Genomic DNA, 18,144 nt, shown 5'->3' with positions numbered 1-18,144 from the left:
CTACATGACTGAAGGTGCTGTAGCCGGCGTCTATCCCCGGGGCGTAAAGCTCGGGGTCGACGTCGGCACCGTCCGCGTGGGCGTCGCGGTCTGTGACCGCGACGGAATCCTGGCGACTCCGCTGCGCACCCTGCAGCGGAACGTGAAAAAGAACACTGACGTGCGCATCCTGGCCGGCCTGGCAGGGGAGCTGGACGCGGTGGAGATTTTCGTAGGACTCCCGCGGACCATGAAGGGCGAAGAGCACGCCTCTGCCCGCATGGCCACAGAGTATGCGCGGCTGCTGGCCGGTGCCCTGCAGGACGCCGGATCCGCTATTCCGGTGCGCCTGATCGACGAGCGGCTCAGCACCGTGTCCGCCCACCGCGCCCTGCACGAAGCTGGCATGAGCAGCCGCGATCACCGTACAGTAGTTGATCAGGTTGCGGCGGCAGGTATTCTGCAACATGCGATTGATATGCAAAAGGCCAGGGGAACGGAGGTCGGAAACCGCGTGTACGCGGAGTCTGCGCCGGGGCCGACCGGAGGCGGCGCACAGACCGGCCCGGCAGTACAGACGCACTCTTCAGAACATGGAAGGCTACAGTGAGCCCGGTCAACAGTGATGACTCCTCCGGTGACGCCCTGAGTGGTGCCGGCCGACCGCTGACGCGCAAAGAGATCAGGGCCCGGGAAAAGCTCCTGGCGACGCAGGGACACAGCGTGATCCCGCCTCAGGCTTTTGAGACGGGACAGGACGACCCGACGCCGGATCCCGCGCCGCCGGCCCGGATCCGGCCCCAAGACCCAGAAGCCCCGACGCCGGCGAGCGTCCCGCCGCAGGCCGGCCCCGAACTTCCCGAAACGGCCCCGGAACTCCCCGAATCCGCCCCGACAGTGCACGAGGAAACCGTGCCTGACATCGCTGCCGACGACGTGCCGGCCCGCGAGCACCTCAGCCGCGAAGAGCCCGCCCGCGAGCACCTCAGCCGCGAAGAGCCCGCCCGCGAAGACTTCACGCAGATCATCCCCATCCGCGATCTGCCCGCCCGCGAGGACGTGGGCCATGACGAGCCCGCCCACGATGACGCCGTCTATGCGGCGGCAGGCCAGCACGGCTACGCAGGCCACCACGATGCGGCTGCCCAGTATGCCGGCCCTCATGACGGCTACGCGCTGCACCCCCACGATGAGGCCCACCATGTTTACGACGACGCCCACGCCCAGGCGCACCCGGAAGCCGGAGACCACAGCGACGCCGGCCACGACCTGATGGCCGGAGCCATCCGCTATGACAAGGTTCCGTCCAAAAAGATCCGCCGCCGGCGCCGCTTCCTGGCCCTGGTGCTGACGCTGACCGTGTTCGTTATTGCCATCGCCGTCGGCGCCCAGTTCCTCAAACCGCTGCTGGGCGCCGACACCGCGGCAGACTACCCCGGACCGGGAACCGGCGACGTCACCGTCACGGTCGAACCCGGCGCCGGGCCGAAGTCCGTGGCCACCGATCTGCAATCGAAGAAGGTCGTGGCCAACGCGGACACGTTCCTCAAGGAGTTCAACGCCGCCGGCGGGTCCCTGAGCCCGGGCACCTTCACGATGCGCCAGGAAATGAAGAACTCCGATGCCGTGGCCATCCTGCTCAACAAGGGCCAGGGCAAGGTGATGTACTTTGCACTCAATGCCGGCTTGCGGATCAGCGAATCCCTCCAGGCCATATCTGAGGGCACGGGGATTTCGGTCCCCGACCTGAAGGCGCTCAGCGACGCGCCCGCGCAGTTCGGCGTCCCGGCCAAGGCCAAAAACCTTGAGGGCTTCCTGGCCCCGGGGGAGTACCGCTTCCCCCTGGGGACCTCCGCCAAGGACATCCTGCAGAAGCTCGTCGGCACCACCCTGGATGAGCTCAAGGCCCAGGGCATCACCGATCCCGCCAAACAGTACGACGTCGTGACGGTCGCCAGCATCGTCCAGGCTGAAGGCGGCCAGGCCGAATACGGCGACGTCGCCGGTGCCATCTATAACCGCCTCAAGCCCAACAACACCGAGACCAACGGACTCATCCAGTCCGATGCCACGGTCACGTACGGTCTGGGCATCCGGAGCTTCCACATCGATGAAGCCCAGAAGGCGGACAAGTCGAACCCGTACAACACCTATGCCAACCCGGGCCTGCCCGCCGGGCCCATCGGCTCTCCCGGCAAGACGGCGATCGACGCCGCCGCCAAGCCCAAGACCAATGACTACCTCTACTGGGTCACCATCAACCTGGACACCAAGGAGACCAAGTTCTCCAAGACACTGGCCGAGCACCTCGGCTACGTGGAGCAGTACAACGCGTGGTGCTCGGCCAACCCGGGACGCTGCGTATGATGCTGCGGGCGGCCGTGCTCGGGCATCCCATCAGCCATTCGAAGTCGCCTGCGCTGCACCGGGCTGCCTACGCCCACCTGGGCGTGGAATTCGCGTACTCCGCCATCGACGTGACGGAGGCCGCGCTGCCGGAATTCATGCGGCAGGTCAGGGATGAAGCGCGAGCGGACGGCGGCTGGCGGGGGCTCTCGGTCACCATGCCGCTGAAAACCGCGATGGTGGCCGAAGTGGACGAGGTCCGGGGCGTGGCACGCGCCCTCGGCGTCGTCAACACCGTCGCCTTCGAATCCGGCGGCGGTAGTGCTGACCATACCCGGCTGGTCGCGTACAACACCGACGTTGCCGGCATCGTCAACGCGCTCCGGCACGCGGGTGCGGCCACGGCGCCCACCGCTGCCGTGCTCGGCGGCGGCGGCACCTCGGCGGCGGCCATTGCCGCGCTCAAAGAACTCGGGGCTGCATCGGCCGATGTCTTCGTGCGGGACGTCAGCCGCGCCGCCGAGGCCCGGGCCGCCTCCGCGGCAGTGAAACTCCCCGTCCGGGTGCTTCCGCTCGCCGGCGCGGCCGCCGCGGTGGCCGCGGCCGACGTCGTCATCTCCACGCTGCCGCCCCGCGCAGCGGACGCGCTGGCCGGCGAACTGGCGGCCGAGCCGCCCCGGCACGCCGAGGCGGGACGCCGCGGCGTGCTCCTGGACGTCGCCTACGATCCCTGGCCCAGCAGGATTGCCGCCGTCTGGCAGGACACGGGCGGGGCCGTGGTCCCCGGCCTTGAAATGCTCATCTACCAGGCAGTGGAGCAGGTGCGGCTCTTCACCGGGCTGGGCGAGGCCATGCCGGCCGGAGTCATAGATGTGATGTGTGACGCAGTCGGGGCGCCCCGACGGGTGTTCTAAGCTCCCGACATGGCAGGATGGAATTTATGTTGCGTTGGTTGACTGCCGGAGAATCCCATGGCCCGGCACTGGTCGGAATAATTGAAGGCGTGCCCGCCGGTGTGGAACTCACCAGCGCCCAGATCAGCGAGGCGCTGGCCCGCCGCCGGCTCGGCTACGGCCGCGGCGCCCGGATGAAATTCGAACAGGACGTCGTCACGATCCTCGGCGGCGTCCGGCACGGCCTGACCCAGGGCGGTCCCGTCGCCATCCAGGTGGGCAACACCGAGTGGCCCAAGTGGGAACAGATCATGTCCTCCGATCCCGTGGCCCCGGAAGTCCTGGCCGACCAGGCCCGGAACGCCCCGCTCACCCGGCCCCGGCCCGGCCACGCCGACTTCACCGGCATGCAGAAATACGGCTTCGACGAGGCCCGCCCGGTCCTGGAGCGTGCCAGCGCCCGCGAGACCGCCACGAGGGTCGCGCTCGGCACGGTCGCCTCCGCCTTCCTTAAGCAGCTCGGGATCGAACTCGTCTCCCACACTGTGTCGATCGCCAGCGTTGCGGTGCCGGAAGGCCGGCCCCTGCCGGTCCCGGCCAACGTGCTGGCCCTTGACGCCGATCCTCTGCGCTGCTTCGACCGCGAAACCTCCGACGCCATGGTGGCCGAAGTCGACGTCGCGCACAAGGAAGGCGAAACGTTGGGCGGTGTCGTCGAGGTGCTCGCCTACGGCCTCCCGCCCGGACTCGGCAGCTACGTCCACTGGGACCGGCGCCTCGACTCGCGCCTGGCCGCGGCCCTCATGGGAATCCAGGCCATCAAGGGCGTCGAGGTCGGCGACGGCTTCCTCACGGCGGCCCGCCGCGGTTCGGCCGCCCACGACGAGATCGTCAAGGACGCGAACGGCAAGATCATCCGCACGTCCAACCGCGCCGGCGGGATCGAGGGCGGCATGAGCATCGGCGACGTCCTGCGCGTCCGCGCCGCCATGAAGCCGATCGCCACCGTGCCCCGCGCGCTCAAGACCGTGGACGTCAGCACGGGAGAAGCCGCCAAGGCCCACCACCAGCGTTCCGACGTCTGTGCCGTTCCGGCCGCCGGCGTGGTGGCCGAGGCCATGGTGGCCCTCGTGCTCGCCGAAGCGGTCGCAGAAAAATTCGGCGGCGACTCCGTTCAGGAGACCGCCCGCAACATCAAGGGTTACCTGGACAACATTCCGGCGTCCCTGGACTCGATCGGCCACTAGTGCCGGCCTGGAACACCGACGGGCGCTCCGCCGCGGCGAAGCCCGCGGCAAAACACCTCGGACCGGTCGTCCTGATCGGTCCGATGGCCGTGGGCAAATCGGCGATCGGACAGCAGCTCGCGCAGCACCTGGGATCCGCCTTCGTGGACACCGACGCCGTGGTGGTGGCCCAGCACGGGACGATCGCCGAGATCTTCGCCAGCCGGGGGGAGCATGCCTTCCGTGAGCTGGAGGCCCGGGCCGTGGCCCATGCTATCGAAGAGGCACAGGGCAGCAACGCCGTGATTTCGCTTGGCGGCGGTGCAGTCCTTGACTCCGGCACGCAGCAGCTCCTGGGCCGCTGTACCGTGGTCTACCTCGAATGCGACGCCGAGACCGTGGCGGAACGCATCGCCAGGAATTCGGGCAGGCCGCTGCTGGCAGGCGACGCCATGGGCCGGTGGCGGACCCTCTTCGCCACCCGGCAGCCGGTCTACGAACGGCTGGCCGACCTGGTGCTGGATGTCCGGAGCGGCAGCGTTCCGGAACTGGCTCACCGGCTGGAAGATGCGCTGGGGGAGTATGCCGCGGCGAAGACCGCTGCCGTGCCCGCCCCGGCGGCGACAAAGGAAGTTGAATAGTGAGTACCGAATCAACCGTCATCAAAGTCACCGGACAGACGCCCGGTGAGAACTACGACGTCGTGGTGGGCCGCGGCCTCCTGGCAAGCCTTCCGGGGCTCCTGGGCGAGCGCGTCAAGCGCGTCCTCGTCATCCACCCCCGCGCGCTCCGGCTCACCGGCGACACCGTCCGGGAAGAGCTGGCCGCCGCCGGTTTCACCGCGCTGACCGCCGAGATCCCGGACGCCGAAGAAGGCAAGCACATCGAAGTGGCGTCCTTCTGCTGGCAGGTGCTGGGGCAGAACGACTTCACCCGGTCCGACGCCGTCGTCGCGGTCGGCGGCGGCGCCGTGACCGACCTCGCCGGCTTCGTCGCCGCAACCTGGCTCCGCGGCGTCAAGGTCATCCACATGCCCACGAGCCTGCTGGGCATGGTGGACGCCTCCGTCGGCGGCAAGACCGGCATCAACACCGCCGAGGGCAAGAACCTGGTGGGCGCGTTCCACCCGCCCGCCGGTGTCCTCGCGGACCTCGACACGCTCGAGACCCTGCCGAAGAACGAGATCATCTCCGGCATGGCCGAGGTCATCAAGTGCGGATTCATCGCCGATCCCGCCATCCTTGAACTGATCGAAAAGGACCCGTCCGCGGTCTCCGATCCGCGCTCGGACATCCTGCGGGAACTGATCGAACGCGCCATCACCGTCAAGGCCCGGGTGGTCTCCGCCGATCTGAAGGAAACCGGCCAGCGCGAGATCCTGAACTACGGCCACACCCTGGGCCACGCGATCGAACTCGCCGAACGCTACTCCTGGCGCCACGGCGCCGCCGTCTCCGTGGGCATGATGTTCGCCGCCGAACTCGCCCGCAGCGTCGGACGGCTCAGCGACGCCGACGCCGACAGGCACCGCAGCATCCTGGAAAGCCTCGGGCTTCCCATCACCTACCGCCGCGACCGCTGGCAGGCCCTCCTGGACGGCATGCGGCGGGACAAGAAATCCCGCGGCGACCTGCTGCGGTTCGTGGTCCTTGACGGCATCGGCCGGCCCGGCATCCTCGACGTCCCGGACACGTCGCTGCTGTTCGCCGCCTACCAGGAGATTGCCTCCTGATGATGATGGTCAAGGGCGGCACGAGCGAGTGGCCGGATGCCGGGTTTCCCGGCATCCGGATCAATCCGCAAAGCCTGATGCCCCAGATCGTCAACGAAGACGCCATGGCCGAGGCGTTGGCGGACTCGACCGACCCCGGGGACCTGGTCTTTGTCCGGATCGTTGAAGGGCATGCCGCCGAGGCCGCCGAACTCCTCGCCGAGGCCCGGTACAAGGACCCGGCCTCGCTCCGGCTGCGGATCTTCGAGGCGGATGTGCTCCGCGTTTCGAACCGGTTCGACCGGGCCGTGGAGGTGTTCCGCCAGCTCCTCGCCGAGACCAAGGGCACCCTGGAAGAGGCGGCCGTCCGCCAGCACCTGGGCCGGGCCTACTTCGCCGGCGGCAACGTCGGCGCCGCCGTCGAATCCTTCGCCAAGGCCCTCGATTTGCGGGTGGCCGGCTCGGCAGACGCGGCCCTCATCTACGCCTCCACGGTCGCGCTGCAGCGTGCCCGGGAAGTGCTGGAACAGCAGTCCTGAGCCTCCGTCGGGCAGCTGTCCACGGGAACCGGTAGAATAGAACTTGGATTTTTGACAAACACGCGCTGGCGGCCGCTTGGCATGCCGGCCCGGCATACGACGTCCGGCCGATCGCACCGGCCGACAAGAACCAGATAGAAACTAAGAGGATACAGTGGCAACCACTAACGACATCAAGAACGGAACCGTCCTTAAGCTTGAGGGCCAGCTTTGGAACATCATCGAGTTCCAGCATGTCAAGCCCGGCAAGGGTGGCGCGTTCGTACGCACCAAGATGCGCAACGTGATGTCCGGCAAGGTCGTCGACAAGACCTTCAACGCCGGGCTCAAGATCGAGACCGCCACGGTTGACCGCCGCGATTACCAGTACCTGTACCAGGACGGCGCGGACTTCGTCTTCATGGACACTTCTGACTTCGACCAGCTCACCGTCCCGGCCGCCACCGTCGGCGACGCCACCAACTTCATGCTCGAAAACCAGATGGTCAACATCGCCATCCACGAGGGCAACCCGCTCTACATCGAGCTGCCCCCGAGCGTCGTTCTCGAGATCACCTACACGGAGCCGGGCCTGCAGGGCGACCGCTCCTCGGCCGGCACCAAGCCCGCCACGCTCGAAACCGGCTACGAGATCCAGGTGCCGCTGTTCGTCGAGAACAACACCAAGGTCAAGGTCGATACCCGTGACGGCAGCTACCTCGGCCGGGTCAACGACTAGTGAGTGCCCGCGGTAAGGCCCGGAACCGGGCCCTCGATGTCCTCTTTGAGGCCGAGCAGCGCTCCGCCTCTGCGTTCGACGTACTGAAGTCGCGCCGCGAGCAGACAGACCAGATCGTCAACCCGTACACCCTCGAAATCGTCGAAGGCGTGGTCTCGCACCAGGCCGCCATCGACGAGTTCCTGGAAACCTACTCGCAGGGCTGGACCCTGGAGCGGATGCCCTCGGTGGACCGCATCATCCTGCGGATTGGCACGTGGGAACTGCTCTACAACGACGACGTCCCGGACGGCGTAGCCGTCAGCGAGGCCGTGGCCCTGGCCAAGACGCTCTCGACCGACGAATCGCCGTCGTTCATCAACGGCCTGCTCGGCCGGCTCCAGCAGCTGAAGCCTTCCCTGCTGGCCTAAGCTCCCGTCGCAGCGAAGAACCCCGTCCAGGACCGCCTGGGCGGGGTTCTGTCGTTCTCCGGAAAGACTTAGCCGACGACGGCGGCCCGGAGGGCGGCGATGTCGGCGAGCTGGTGCTGCTCGTCGCGCTGGCGGGCCGGCACGTCCCGGCCGCTGAGGATCCGCTGCCGGGTGAAAGCCAGCCGGGTGGCGGCATCGAACAGCGCCTTCATCTGTGCGCCCCGGCCCACGGACTTGGCCCAGCGCAGTGCGGCACGGCGGCCGCTGCCGGTGGCCAGCATGTCCACCTCGGCCGCGGTGAACCAGCCCGCTGCCGCGTATTCCCTGAGCCGCTGCCGGGTGAGCCTGCGCTCCGCCACCCGCAGCAGCACGATGACCAGTGCCGCCAGGAGGAAGATCGGCACCTGCACGAACACGTACTGGGCGAGGAAATCCTGGCCCATGCTGTTCCAGCCGCTGTGCAGCAGCATCGCAGGGACAAGGCCGGCGATAAACGCCAGGGCGGCGAGCCCGTTGTTCCCGCGCCGCGCGGCGAATCCCATGATGATCCCGGTGGTACCCGTGAAGACGGCGTGGGCGAACGGCGACATCACCCCGCGGAGGAAGAAGACCACCGCCAGGTCTGTGCCGGGATCGCTGGATTCGGCGATGGCGCGGCCGAAGTAGAGGATGTTCTCCGTGAACGCGAAGCCTGCGGCAATGGTGAAGGCGAACACCACGCCGTCGACCGGCCCGTCGATGTCCTTCCGGGCGAACAGCAGGAGCAGCAGCAGCCCGAGGGACTTCGCGAATTCCTCCACGACCGGGGCCTGGACGGTCACGGCGAACGTCGTATAGTCCAGCCCTGAGGCGGGCCCGGCCACCAAAGAAAAATAGGGTTGGATCAGCATCGTCACCGCTATGGAGACAAGCGCTCCCCAGGCAAAGGCGAAAAGCAGCAGCGGTTTCGGCTCCGGCTCCCAGCGGTCGATGAAGCGCACTGTCAGCAGCACGGTCCCCAGGGGAACCAGCGAGGCCATGAAACCGACGACGAACCCGGAGACTCCGGTGCTGGCCAGAAGGAAGGGCAGCACCAGGAAGAGGCTGGCGAAGGCGAGGAGTCCGCCGGCCAGCACGAGCCCCAGCGCGCCGGCGGTACTCCGGCGGTCCCGGACCGGCGCAGGGCCGGGCGGGAGCGCCGGCTGGAACCGGCCGCCGACGTTGGCCGGGGCTTGCCGGTAATCCTCCGGCCGGATCTGCCCCAACCACGTCGGGTTGGTCCGTTGGCCCGGCCCCGGCCCCGGCCCCGGCTGCGGCTCGTTCGTCGTCATGGCATCGAGCCTATGGCCGTGTGAGGTTAAACGCACTCCGGCGGCGGCAGGGGCAACTCCGGCTGTGGTAATTTGAAAGAGCAAATAATCCTTTTTTAATTCCGTCCCGTGAGGCGGGGAAAGGGGAGACGAGCTTTGACTTCCGTGCCATCAGCACCGGGTCCGGCGAACGTTGTGCTCACCCGGGTTGTCCTCAACCAGGCTGACATTGACCGCGCGCTTACTCGTATCGCCCATGAAATTCTTGAGGCCAACAAGGGCTCCCAGGACCTCGTCCTGCTGGGCATCCCGCGCCGGGGCTACCCCCTCGCCGTGCGCCTCGCCGCCAAGATCGCCGCCGCTGATCCCGCTGTCGACGCCGCCGCGATTGTCGGCCAGCTCGACGTCACGATGTTCCGCGACGACCTCTCGCACCAGCCGACGCGGCCCCCGTACCCCACCCAGCTCCCGCGCACCGGGATCGACAACAAAGTCGTTGTCCTCGTGGACGACGTCCTCTACTCCGGACGGACCATCCGCGCCGCCCTGGACGCCATGATCGACCTCGGCCGGCCCCGGATCGTCCGGCTCGCCGTCCTCATCGACCGAGGCCACCGGGAACTGCCGATCCGCGCCGACCACGTGGGCAAGAACCTCCCCACTTCATCCGCCGAGAAGGTTCGTGTCCGGCTCGAGGAAACCGATTCCGCCGCCGGCGGGGAAAATAGCGGCGCCCCCGTCAACGAAGTGGTCATCGAGGCCACCGCATGAGGCACCTGCTCTCCACTGAGGACCTCAGCCTGGCCAACGCCGTCCGCATCCTCGACACCGCCGAGGAAATGGCGGCCGTGGGGGAGCGCGAGGTCAAGAAGCTGCCCGCGCTGCGCGGCCGCACCGTGGTCAACCTCTTCTTCGAAGACTCCACCCGGACCCGAATTTCCTTCGAGGCCGCCGCCAAACGCCTCTCCGCGGACGTCATCAACTTCGCCGCGAAGGGTTCCTCCGTTTCCAAGGGCGAGTCGCTCAAGGACACGGCCCAGACGCTCGCCGCGATGGGTGCCGACGCCGTCGTCATCCGGCACTGGGCCTCCGGCGCCCCGCACCGGCTCGCCGCGACCGACTGGATCGACGCCGCCGTCATCAACGCCGGCGACGGCACCCACGAACACCCCACCCAGGCCCTGCTGGACGCCTTCACGATGCGCCGGCACTGGTCGCAACTGGCCGGCACGCCGTCCGCAGGGGCGGACCTCAAAGGCATGCGCGTCGCCATCGCCGGCGACGTCCTGCACTCACGGGTGGCCCGCTCCAACGTCTGGCTGCTGCGCACCCTGGGCGCCGAGGTCACGCTCGTCGCGCCGCCCACCTTGCTGCCCATCGGCGTCGAAAAATGGCCCTGCGCGGTCAGCTTCGACCTCGACGAGACCCTGGCGCAGGGCGTGGACGCGATGATGATGCTCCGCGTCCAGGGCGAGCGGATGAACGCGTCCTTCTTCCCGACCACCCGCGAGTACTCGCGCCGGTGGGGGTTCGATGACAACCGGCTGCGCGCCCTCGACACCCTTGGACTCAAGGACACCATCATCATGCACCCCGGTCCCATGAACCGGGGCCTGGAAATTTCCTCGGCCGCGGCGGACTCGCCCCGCTCCACCGTGCTGGCGCAGGTCCGCAACGGCGTCTCCATCCGGATGGCGGCACTGTACCTGCTGCTTTCCGGGGAGACCCGCGAACAAGCAACCTCCACCGCCGCCTACTCCAAGGAGAGCCACTGATGGCCGAACAGCAACAGCATGCAAGCGCCAGCGGCGCCTACCTCATCCGCGGCGCCGCGATCCTGGGCGGAGCAGCCGAGGACCTCCTGATCCGCGACGGCGTCATCGCCGCACGCGGCCCGCAACTTGACGCCGACTCCGCCGCAGCGGCCGGCGCCACGGTGATTGACGCCGCTGGCCTCGTCGCACTCCCCGGCATGGTCGACATCCACACCCACCTGCGCGAACCCGGCCGCGAAGACGCCGAAACCGTGGAAACCGGCACCCGCGCCGCCGCCCTGGGCGGCTACACGGCCGTGCACGCAATGGCCAACAGCACCCCGGTGGCGGATACCGCCGGCGTCGTCGAACAGGTACTCACCCTGGGCCGGACCGCCGGCTGGGTGGACGTGCGCCCGGTGGGCGCCGTCACCGTGGGCCTAGCGGGGGAGCAGCTCGCCGAACTCGGTGCCATGGCCGACTCCCGCGCCCGGGTGCGCGTCTTCTCCGACGACGGCATCTGCGTCCACGACCCCGTGCTGATGCGCCGCGCCCTGGAATACGTCAAGGCGTTCGACGGCGTCGTCGCCCAGCACGCGCAGGAACCCCGCCTCACCGCCGGCGCCCAGATGAACGAAGGCGAGGTCTCCGCCGTCCTGGGCCTGACAGGCTGGCCCGCGGTCGCCGAAGAGAGCATCATCGCCCGCGACGTGCTGCTCGCCCAGCACGTCGGGTCCCGCCTGCATGTCTGCCACGTCTCCACGGCCGGCTCCGTGGAGATCATCCGCTGGGCCAAATCCCGCGGCGTGAACGTCACCGCCGAGGTCACCCCGCACCACCTCTGGCTCACCGACGAGCTCGCCCGCAGCTACGACCCCGTCTACAAGGTCAACCCGCCGCTGCGCACCGACGCCGACGTCCAGGCGCTCCGCGCCGCGCTGGCCGACGGCACGATCGACGTCATCGGCACCGACCACGCCCCGCACCCGAGCGAGCACAAGGAATGCGAGTGGGCCCAGGCGGCCATGGGCATGACCGGCCTCGAAACGGCGCTCTCGGTCGTGCAGCACACCATGATCGAAACCGGGCTCATGGGCTGGGAAGACTTCGCCCGCGTCACCTCCACGGCCCCGGCCGCCATCGGCCGGCTCCAGGACCAGGGCCGACCGCTCGAAGCCGGAGAACCCGCCAACGTCATACTCGTCGACCCGGCTGCGCGCTGGACCGTGGACCCTTCTAAGATGGCAACCATGGGCCGTAACTCTCCGTTCGCGGGCCGGGAGCTTCCCGGCCGGGTGGTGGCGACGTTCTTCAAGGGCCACCCCACCGTCCTGGACGGCAAACTCAACACCCCGTACCGGTGGCCGGCGGATGCTGTCGACGCCGCACCGGCGGGCCGGCCCTGATGGACCGGCTGCTCGTCCTCGGCATTGCCACCGCGGTGCTCCTCGTTGCGGCGTTTGTGCTGCTGGCGCTCGGCTGGCGGAACCGCCTGCGCCGCCAGGCCGACGTCGAGCCCCTTCCCGAGGTCCCCGCCGACCTCGGTGCCCCGCTGGCCGCCGCCGACGGCCAGTACGTCGCCTCCACCACCGCCGGGGACTGGCTGGACCGGATCGCGGCCCACCACCTGGGCATCCGCACCAACGCCGACCTCAGCGTGCACCCCGAAGGCGCGCTGTTCGAGCGCGCCGGTGCCGGCCCGGTGTTCATCCCGGCCGGACGACTCACCGGCGTGCGCCTGGAAAGCGGCATGGCCGGAAAGTTCGTGGAAAAGGACGGCCTGCTGGTGCTCAGCTGGATGCTGGGCTCCCGCGAACTGGACACCGGCTTCCGGACCCGGCATGCCGACGACAAAACGACCCTGCTCAACGCGCTGCAAGAATTGATCTCCGCAGCCCCCCAGGCCAACGCCGATAGTGGAAAGTAACGACGTGACGGACCCCAACGAAGTGATTGAGAAAACAGTGACAGAAGCTGCAGAGCCAGCAACCGCTGCCGCGGCAGCATCCACCCCCGCAGTCCTCGTGCTCGAAGACGGCCGGATATTCCGCGGCACCAGCTACGGCGCCACCGGAACCGCCCTTGGCGAGGCGGTCTTCGCAACCGGAATGACCGGCTACCAGGAGACCATCACGGACCCCTCCTACGCGCGCCAGCTCGTGGTCCAGACCGCGCCGCACATCGGCAACACCGGCGTCAACTCCGACGACGCCGAATCCCGCCGCATCTGGGTGGCCGGTTACATCGTCCGCGACGCCGCCCGCCGGCCCTCCAACTGGCGCTCCGAGCGGTCCCTGGACGACGAGCTCGTCGAGCAGGGGATCGTCGGCATCCAGGGCGTGGACACCCGCGCCATCACCCGCCACCTGCGCGAACACAAGACCATGCGCGCCGGCATCTTCTCCGGAGACGCCGCCCGCGCCACGGACAAGGAACTCGTCGACGCCGTCCTGGCCAGCGCCCCGATGGAAGGCTCACGGCTCGCCGAGGAAGTCAGCGTTGACGCCGCGTACACGGTGGAACCCAAGGACTTCGGCTGGGACGGCGAACCCCGCTTCAGCATTGCCGCGATCGACCTCGGCATCAAGCGGATGACCCCTGTCCGGTTCGCCGAACGCGGCGTCCGGGTGCACGTGCTGCCCGCCACTGCAACCCTCGCCGACGTCCAGGCCGTCAACCCCGACGGCTTCTTCATGTCCAACGGCCCCGGCGACCCCGCCACCGCGGACAACCAGGTCAAACTGCTGCGCTCGGTGCTCGATGAGAAGATCCCGTACTTCGGCATCTGCTTCGGCAACCAGATCCTGGGCCGCGCTCTCGGCTTCGGCACCTACAAGCTGCGCTACGGCCACCGCGGCCTGAACCAGCCGGTCATGGACCGCCGCACCGGCAAGGTGGAAATCACCTCGCAGAACCACGGCTTCGCCGTCGACGCCCCGCTCGACGGCGCCACGCAGGCACCCGAGGAGCGCTACGGCCGCGTCGAGGTCAGCCACGTGAGCCTCAACGACGACGTCGTCGAGGGACTCTCCTGCCTCGACATCCCCGCGTTCTCGGTGCAGTACCACCCCGAAGCGGCCGCCGGCCCGCACGACGCCGCCTACCTCTTCGACCGCTTCATCGATCTGATGGCGGACGCTTCTGCAAAGACAGAGACAGACACAAAGACTGCCACCGAACCCAAGACTGAGGACAAGAAGTAATGCCCAAGAGAACTGACCTCAAGAGCGTCATGGTCATCGGGTCCGGCCCGATCGTGATCGGCCAGGCGGCCGAATTCGACTACTCCGGCACCCAGGCACTGCGCGTCCTCAAGGAGGAAGGCCTGCGGGTCATCCTCGTCAACTCCAACCCGGCCACCATCATGACGGACCCCGAGTTCGCCGACGCCACCTACGTGGAGCCGATCACCCCCGAGGTGGTCGAGAAGATCATCGCCAAGGAGCGCCCCGACGCGCTCCTGCCCACCCTCGGCGGGCAGACGGCCCTCAACACGGCCATCGCGCTGGACAAGAACGGCGTCCTGGAGAAGTACAACGTCGAGCTGATCGGTGCCAACATCGCCGCGATCGAGCTGGGCGAGGACCGTGAGAAGTTCAAGGGCGTCGTGGAGCGCTGCGGCGCCGAGTCGGCGCGCAGCCACATCATCCACACCATGGACGAGGCACTCGCCGCGGCCGAGGACCTCGGCTACCCGATGGTCGTCCGGCCCTCCTTCACCATGGGCGGCCTCGGCTCCGGCCTGGCCTACGACGAGAACGACCTCCGCCGCATCGTCGGCCAGGGCCTGCAGTACAGCCCCACCAGCGAGGTGCTGCTCGAAGAGAGCATCCTCGGCTGGAAGGAATACGAACTCGAGATGATGCGGGACAAGAACGACAACGTCGTGGTGGTCTGCTCCATCGAGAACTTCGACCCCGTCGGCGTCCACACCGGTGACTCCATCACGGTCGCTCCCGCCCTGACCCTCACCGACCGCGAATACCAGCGGCTGCGCGATATCTCCATCGCCGTCATCCGCGAAGTCGGCGTCGACACCGGCGGCTGCAACATCCAGTTCGCGGTCGAACCGCACACCGGGCGGGTCGTCGTCATTGAAATGAACCCGCGCGTCTCGCGCTCCTCGGCCCTTGCCTCGAAGGCCACTGGCTTCGCGATCGCCAAGATCGCCACCAAGCTCTCCCTCGGCTACACCCTGGACGAGATCCCCAACGACATCACCCAGAAGACCCCGGCGTCCTTCGAACCGACCCTGGACTACGTCGTCGTGAAGGTTCCGCGCTTCGCGTTCGAGAAGTTCCCGGCAGCCGACCCCACCCTGACCACCACCATGAAGTCGGTGGGCGAAGCCATGGCCATGGGCCGGAACTTCACCGAGGCCCTGCAGAAGGCCCTGCGCTCCCTGGAGCAGAAGGGCTCCCAGCTGGACTTCAGCCACGTCCCGGAATGGGAAGTCGCGGAGCTGATCGAGAAGTCCAAGCGGCCCACCACCGAACGCCTGCACCAGGTCCAGCGCGCCCTCCTCGGCGGCGCCACCGTGGAGCAGCTCTTCGAGGCCACCAAGATCGATCCCTGGTACTTGGACCAGCTCCAGCTGCTCAACGAGATCTCCCGGGAGATCCGCAAGGCCCCCGCACTGACCCACGAGATGCTGCAGCGCGCCAAGCGCCACGGCTTCTCCGACGAACAGATCGGTGCCCTGACGCACAACTCCGAGGCCGTCGTCCGCGGCGTCCGGCAGGCCCTGGGCATCCGCCCGGTCTACAAGACCGTGGACACCTGCGCCGCCGAGTTCGCCGCCTACACCCCGTACCACTACTCGTCCTATGACGAGGAGGACGAGGTGGCGCTGCACGCCAAACCGTCGATCATTATCCTCGGCTCCGGGCCGAACCGGATCGGCCAGGGAATCGAGTTCGACTACTCCTGCGTCCACGCCTCCATGGCGCTGCGCAAGGCCGGCTACGAGACCGTCATGGTCAACTGCAACCCCGAAACTGTCTCCACCGACTACGACGTCTCCACCCGCCTGTACTTCGAACCGCTCACCCTCGAGGACGTCCTCGAGGTCATCGCGGCCGAGGAACGCACCGGCGGCGTCATGGGCGTCTTCGTCCAGCTCGGCGGCCAGACCCCGCTCAAGCTCGCCCAGCAGCTGGCCGACGCCGGCGTGCCGATCCTCGGCACCTCCCCGGAGGCGATCGACCTCGCCGAGCACCGCGGCGCCTTCTCCCAGGTCCTTGACAAGGCCGGGCTCATCTCGCCCAAGAACGGCACCGCCGTGTCCTTCGAGGACGCCAAGAAGATCGCCGACGAGATCGGCTACCCGGTCCTGGTCCGCCCGTCCTACGTCCTGGGCGGCCGCGGCATGGAGATCGTCTACGACGAGCCCAACCTCTCCCGCTACATCGCGAACGCCACCGAGATCACCCCGGAGCACCCGGTGCTGATCGACCGGTTCCTGGAAGACGCCGTCGAAATCGACGTCGACGCCCTGTACGACGGCACGGAGATGTACCTCGGCGGCATCATGGAACACATCGAGGAAGCCGGCATCCACTCCGGCGACTCCGCGTGTGTCCTGCCGCCGATCACGCTCGGGAACAACGTCCTGGAGCGGGTCCGCACCGCCACCCTCGCCATCGCCGAAGGCGTCGGCGTCCGCGGCCTGATCAACATCCAGTTCGCCCTGGCTTCCGACGTCCTCTACGTCCTGGAAGCCAACCCGCGCGCCTCACGCACCGTGCCGTTCGTCTCCAAGGCCACCGGCGTCCAGATGGCGAAGGCCGCGGCCCTGATCGGCACCGGCGTCACCATCAACCAGCTCCGCAGCGCATACAAGATGCTGCCGGAGACCGGCGACGGCTCCACCCTCCCGCTGGAAGCGCCCGTCTCGGTCAAGGAAGCCGTGCTGCCCTTCAGCCGCTTCCGCACCCCCGAGGGCAAGGTGGTGGACTCCCTGCTCGGCCCCGAAATGCGGTCCACCGGCGAGGTCATGGGCATTGACAAGCACTTCGACACGGCCTTCGCCAAGAGCCAGGCCGCCGCGAACAACGCCCTGCCCACCGAGGGCAAGATCTTCGTCTCCGTGGCGAACCGGGACAAGCGCTCGGTGATCATGGGAGTCAAGCGGCTCTCCGACCTCGGCTTCGAGATCGTCTCCACCGGCGGCACGGCGGACGTCCTGCGCCGCAACGGCATCCAGGCCACCCCCGTCCGGAAGGTCGCCGAGGGCTCCAGCGCCGAGGGCGAAGGCACCATCGCGGACCTGATCGTCGCCGGCGAAATCGACATGGTCTTCAACACGCCCTCCGGCGGCGAAGCCCGCAGCGACGGCTACGAACTGCGTGCGGCGGCAACGTCGATCGGCATCCCGTGCATCACCACCGTGGCGGAATTCAACGCCGCGGTCCAGGCCATCGAGGCGCTGCGCACCTACGAATGGTCCGTCACGAGCCTGCAGGAGCACGCCGCCTACCTCAAGGCCCTCCAGGATGCCTGAGGCAGGCACCGCAGCACCGTCCGGCCGGGAGTCCTTCGGCTCCCGGCTGGGGCGGGCCATGGCGGCCCGCGGCCCGCTGTGCGTCGGCATTGATCCGCACCCGGCCCTCCTGCAGCAGTGGGGCCTGACGGACGACGCCGCCGGGCTGGAACGCTTCTCGCTGACCGTTCTGGAGGCCGTGGGCTCGCTCGCTGCCGCGGTCAAGCCGCAAGTGGCCTTGTACGAACGTCACGGCTCGGCCGGGATTGCCGTGCTCGAACGCACCTTGGCCGCGGCGGCGGAAGCCTCCGTGCTGACCATCGCGGACGCCAAACGCGGCGACATCGGCTCCACGATGGCCGCCTACGCCGACGCTTGGCTGAAGGACGGCTCTGCGCTGGCCGCGGATTCGGTCACGCTGAGCCCGTACCTGGGCTTCGAGTCGCTCCGGCCCGCCCTGGACCTGGCTGCCGGGACCGGGCGGGGCGTGTTCGTGCTCGCGCTGACCTCCAACCCGGAAGGCGCGTCCGTGCAGCATGTCGGCGGGGCGGACTCCGTTGCCCGGCGGATCACGGAGGCCGCCGCGGCGGAAAACCGGCGCTACGAAGGATCCCTCGGTTCGGTGGGACTCGTGGTCGGAGCCACGGTGGGCTCGGCCCTCACCGAACTCGGTCTCGACCTCGCGGCGGTCCGCGGGCCCATCCTTGCCCCCGGACTGGGCGCGCAGGGGGCCACGGCCGCGGACCTGCGGCGCACCTTCGGTGCGGCGTATCCCCAGGTCCTGGGCACCTCCAGCCG

17 protein-coding genes are annotated in these 18,144 nt (G+C 68.4%); 16 read left to right on the top strand and 1 reads right to left on the bottom strand.

Features of this window, described 5'->3' with window-relative positions; translation table 11 throughout:
* Window positions 1-4: 4 nt before the first annotated feature.
* The 9 genes from ruvX to nusB all read left to right on the top strand — a co-directional run bounded on the left by ruvX (window position 5) and on the right by nusB (window position 7,822).
* A complete protein-coding gene (ruvX, locus tag ABD243_RS16405; RefSeq protein WP_344367462.1) occupies window positions 5-589 on the top strand; it encodes a Holliday junction resolvase RuvX in 585 nt (194 codons plus the stop codon).
* Window positions 586-2,346 (top strand): endolytic transglycosylase MltG, encoded by a 1,761-nt coding sequence (gene mltG, locus ABD243_RS16400; RefSeq protein WP_344367461.1) that lies wholly within the window; start codon window positions 586-588, stop codon window positions 2,344-2,346. Before ruvX ends, mltG begins: the two co-directional genes overlap by 4 nt.
* Window positions 2,343-3,239 (top strand): shikimate dehydrogenase, encoded by an 897-nt coding sequence (locus ABD243_RS16395; RefSeq protein WP_344367460.1) that lies wholly within the window; start codon window positions 2,343-2,345, stop codon window positions 3,237-3,239. Before mltG ends, ABD243_RS16395 begins: the two co-directional genes overlap by 4 nt.
* Window positions 3,240-3,265: 26 nt before the next feature.
* A complete protein-coding gene (gene aroC, locus ABD243_RS16390; protein WP_116767611.1) occupies window positions 3,266-4,465 on the top strand; it encodes a chorismate synthase in 1,200 nt (399 codons plus the stop codon).
* A gap of 71 nt (window positions 4,466-4,536) precedes the next feature.
* Complete coding sequence (locus ABD243_RS16385; protein WP_425547233.1) at window positions 4,537-5,085, top strand: shikimate kinase; 549 nt, start codon at window positions 4,537-4,539, stop codon at window positions 5,083-5,085.
* On the top strand, window positions 5,085-6,176 hold the full coding sequence (gene aroB / locus ABD243_RS16380; protein WP_116767613.1) for a 3-dehydroquinate synthase: 1,092 nt from the start codon (window positions 5,085-5,087) through the stop codon (window positions 6,174-6,176). The genes ABD243_RS16385 and aroB overlap by 1 nt, the downstream gene beginning before the upstream one ends.
* A complete protein-coding gene (locus ABD243_RS16375; RefSeq protein ID WP_344367459.1) occupies window positions 6,176-6,694 on the top strand; it encodes a tetratricopeptide repeat protein in 519 nt (172 codons plus the stop codon). The genes aroB and ABD243_RS16375 overlap by 1 nt, the downstream gene beginning before the upstream one ends.
* Before the next feature lie 154 nt (window positions 6,695-6,848).
* Window positions 6,849-7,412, top strand: a complete 564-nt coding sequence (efp, locus tag ABD243_RS16370; protein ID WP_056739180.1) for an elongation factor P — start codon at window positions 6,849-6,851, stop codon at window positions 7,410-7,412.
* Window positions 7,412-7,822, top strand: a complete 411-nt coding sequence (nusB, locus tag ABD243_RS16365; RefSeq protein ID WP_091251831.1) for a transcription antitermination factor NusB — start codon at window positions 7,412-7,414, stop codon at window positions 7,820-7,822. The genes efp and nusB overlap by 1 nt, the downstream gene beginning before the upstream one ends.
* A 68-nt stretch (window positions 7,823-7,890) precedes the next feature.
* Here nusB and ABD243_RS16360 read toward each other — a convergent pair whose 3' ends face one another.
* Window positions 7,891-9,132: a PrsW family intramembrane metalloprotease gene (locus tag ABD243_RS16360; RefSeq protein ID WP_344367458.1), complete on the bottom strand. Its 1,242-nt coding sequence runs from the start codon at window positions 9,130-9,132 to the stop codon at window positions 7,891-7,893.
* Window positions 9,133-9,267: 135 nt separating this feature from the next.
* Between ABD243_RS16360 and pyrR the strand changes: the two genes are divergently transcribed.
* The 7 genes from pyrR to pyrF form a co-directional block, all read left to right on the top strand.
* Complete coding sequence (gene pyrR / locus ABD243_RS16355) at window positions 9,268-9,882, top strand: bifunctional pyr operon transcriptional regulator/uracil phosphoribosyltransferase PyrR (protein ID WP_116767617.1); 615 nt, start codon at window positions 9,268-9,270, stop codon at window positions 9,880-9,882.
* Window positions 9,879-10,886, top strand: a complete 1,008-nt coding sequence (locus tag ABD243_RS16350; RefSeq protein WP_344367457.1) for an aspartate carbamoyltransferase catalytic subunit — start codon at window positions 9,879-9,881, stop codon at window positions 10,884-10,886. Before pyrR ends, ABD243_RS16350 begins: the two co-directional genes overlap by 4 nt.
* Window positions 10,886-12,271, top strand: coding sequence for a dihydroorotase (locus tag ABD243_RS16345; RefSeq protein WP_344367456.1), 1,386 nt, complete (start codon window positions 10,886-10,888; stop codon window positions 12,269-12,271). The genes ABD243_RS16350 and ABD243_RS16345 overlap by 1 nt, the downstream gene beginning before the upstream one ends.
* On the top strand, window positions 12,271-12,792 hold the full coding sequence (locus ABD243_RS16340) for a PH-like domain-containing protein (RefSeq protein ID WP_344367455.1): 522 nt from the start codon (window positions 12,271-12,273) through the stop codon (window positions 12,790-12,792). The genes ABD243_RS16345 and ABD243_RS16340 overlap by 1 nt, the downstream gene beginning before the upstream one ends.
* 37 nt (window positions 12,793-12,829) lie before the next feature.
* Window positions 12,830-14,068, top strand: coding sequence for a glutamine-hydrolyzing carbamoyl-phosphate synthase small subunit (gene carA, locus ABD243_RS16335; RefSeq protein ID WP_344367471.1), 1,239 nt, complete (start codon window positions 12,830-12,832; stop codon window positions 14,066-14,068).
* Complete coding sequence (carB, locus tag ABD243_RS16330) at window positions 14,068-17,367, top strand: carbamoyl-phosphate synthase large subunit (RefSeq protein WP_344367454.1); 3,300 nt, start codon at window positions 14,068-14,070, stop codon at window positions 17,365-17,367. The genes carA and carB overlap by 1 nt, the downstream gene beginning before the upstream one ends.
* Window positions 17,360-18,144 (top strand): orotidine-5'-phosphate decarboxylase (gene pyrF / locus ABD243_RS16325; protein ID WP_344367453.1); only part of this gene is annotated, 785 nt, incomplete at its 3' end. The genes carB and pyrF, both read left to right, overlap by 8 nt.

Source organism: Arthrobacter humicola, assembly GCF_039531445.1.
Classification (GTDB): domain Bacteria; phylum Actinomycetota; class Actinomycetes; order Actinomycetales; family Micrococcaceae; genus Arthrobacter; species Arthrobacter humicola.
This window is presented reverse-complemented; position numbering and strand designations above follow the sequence as displayed.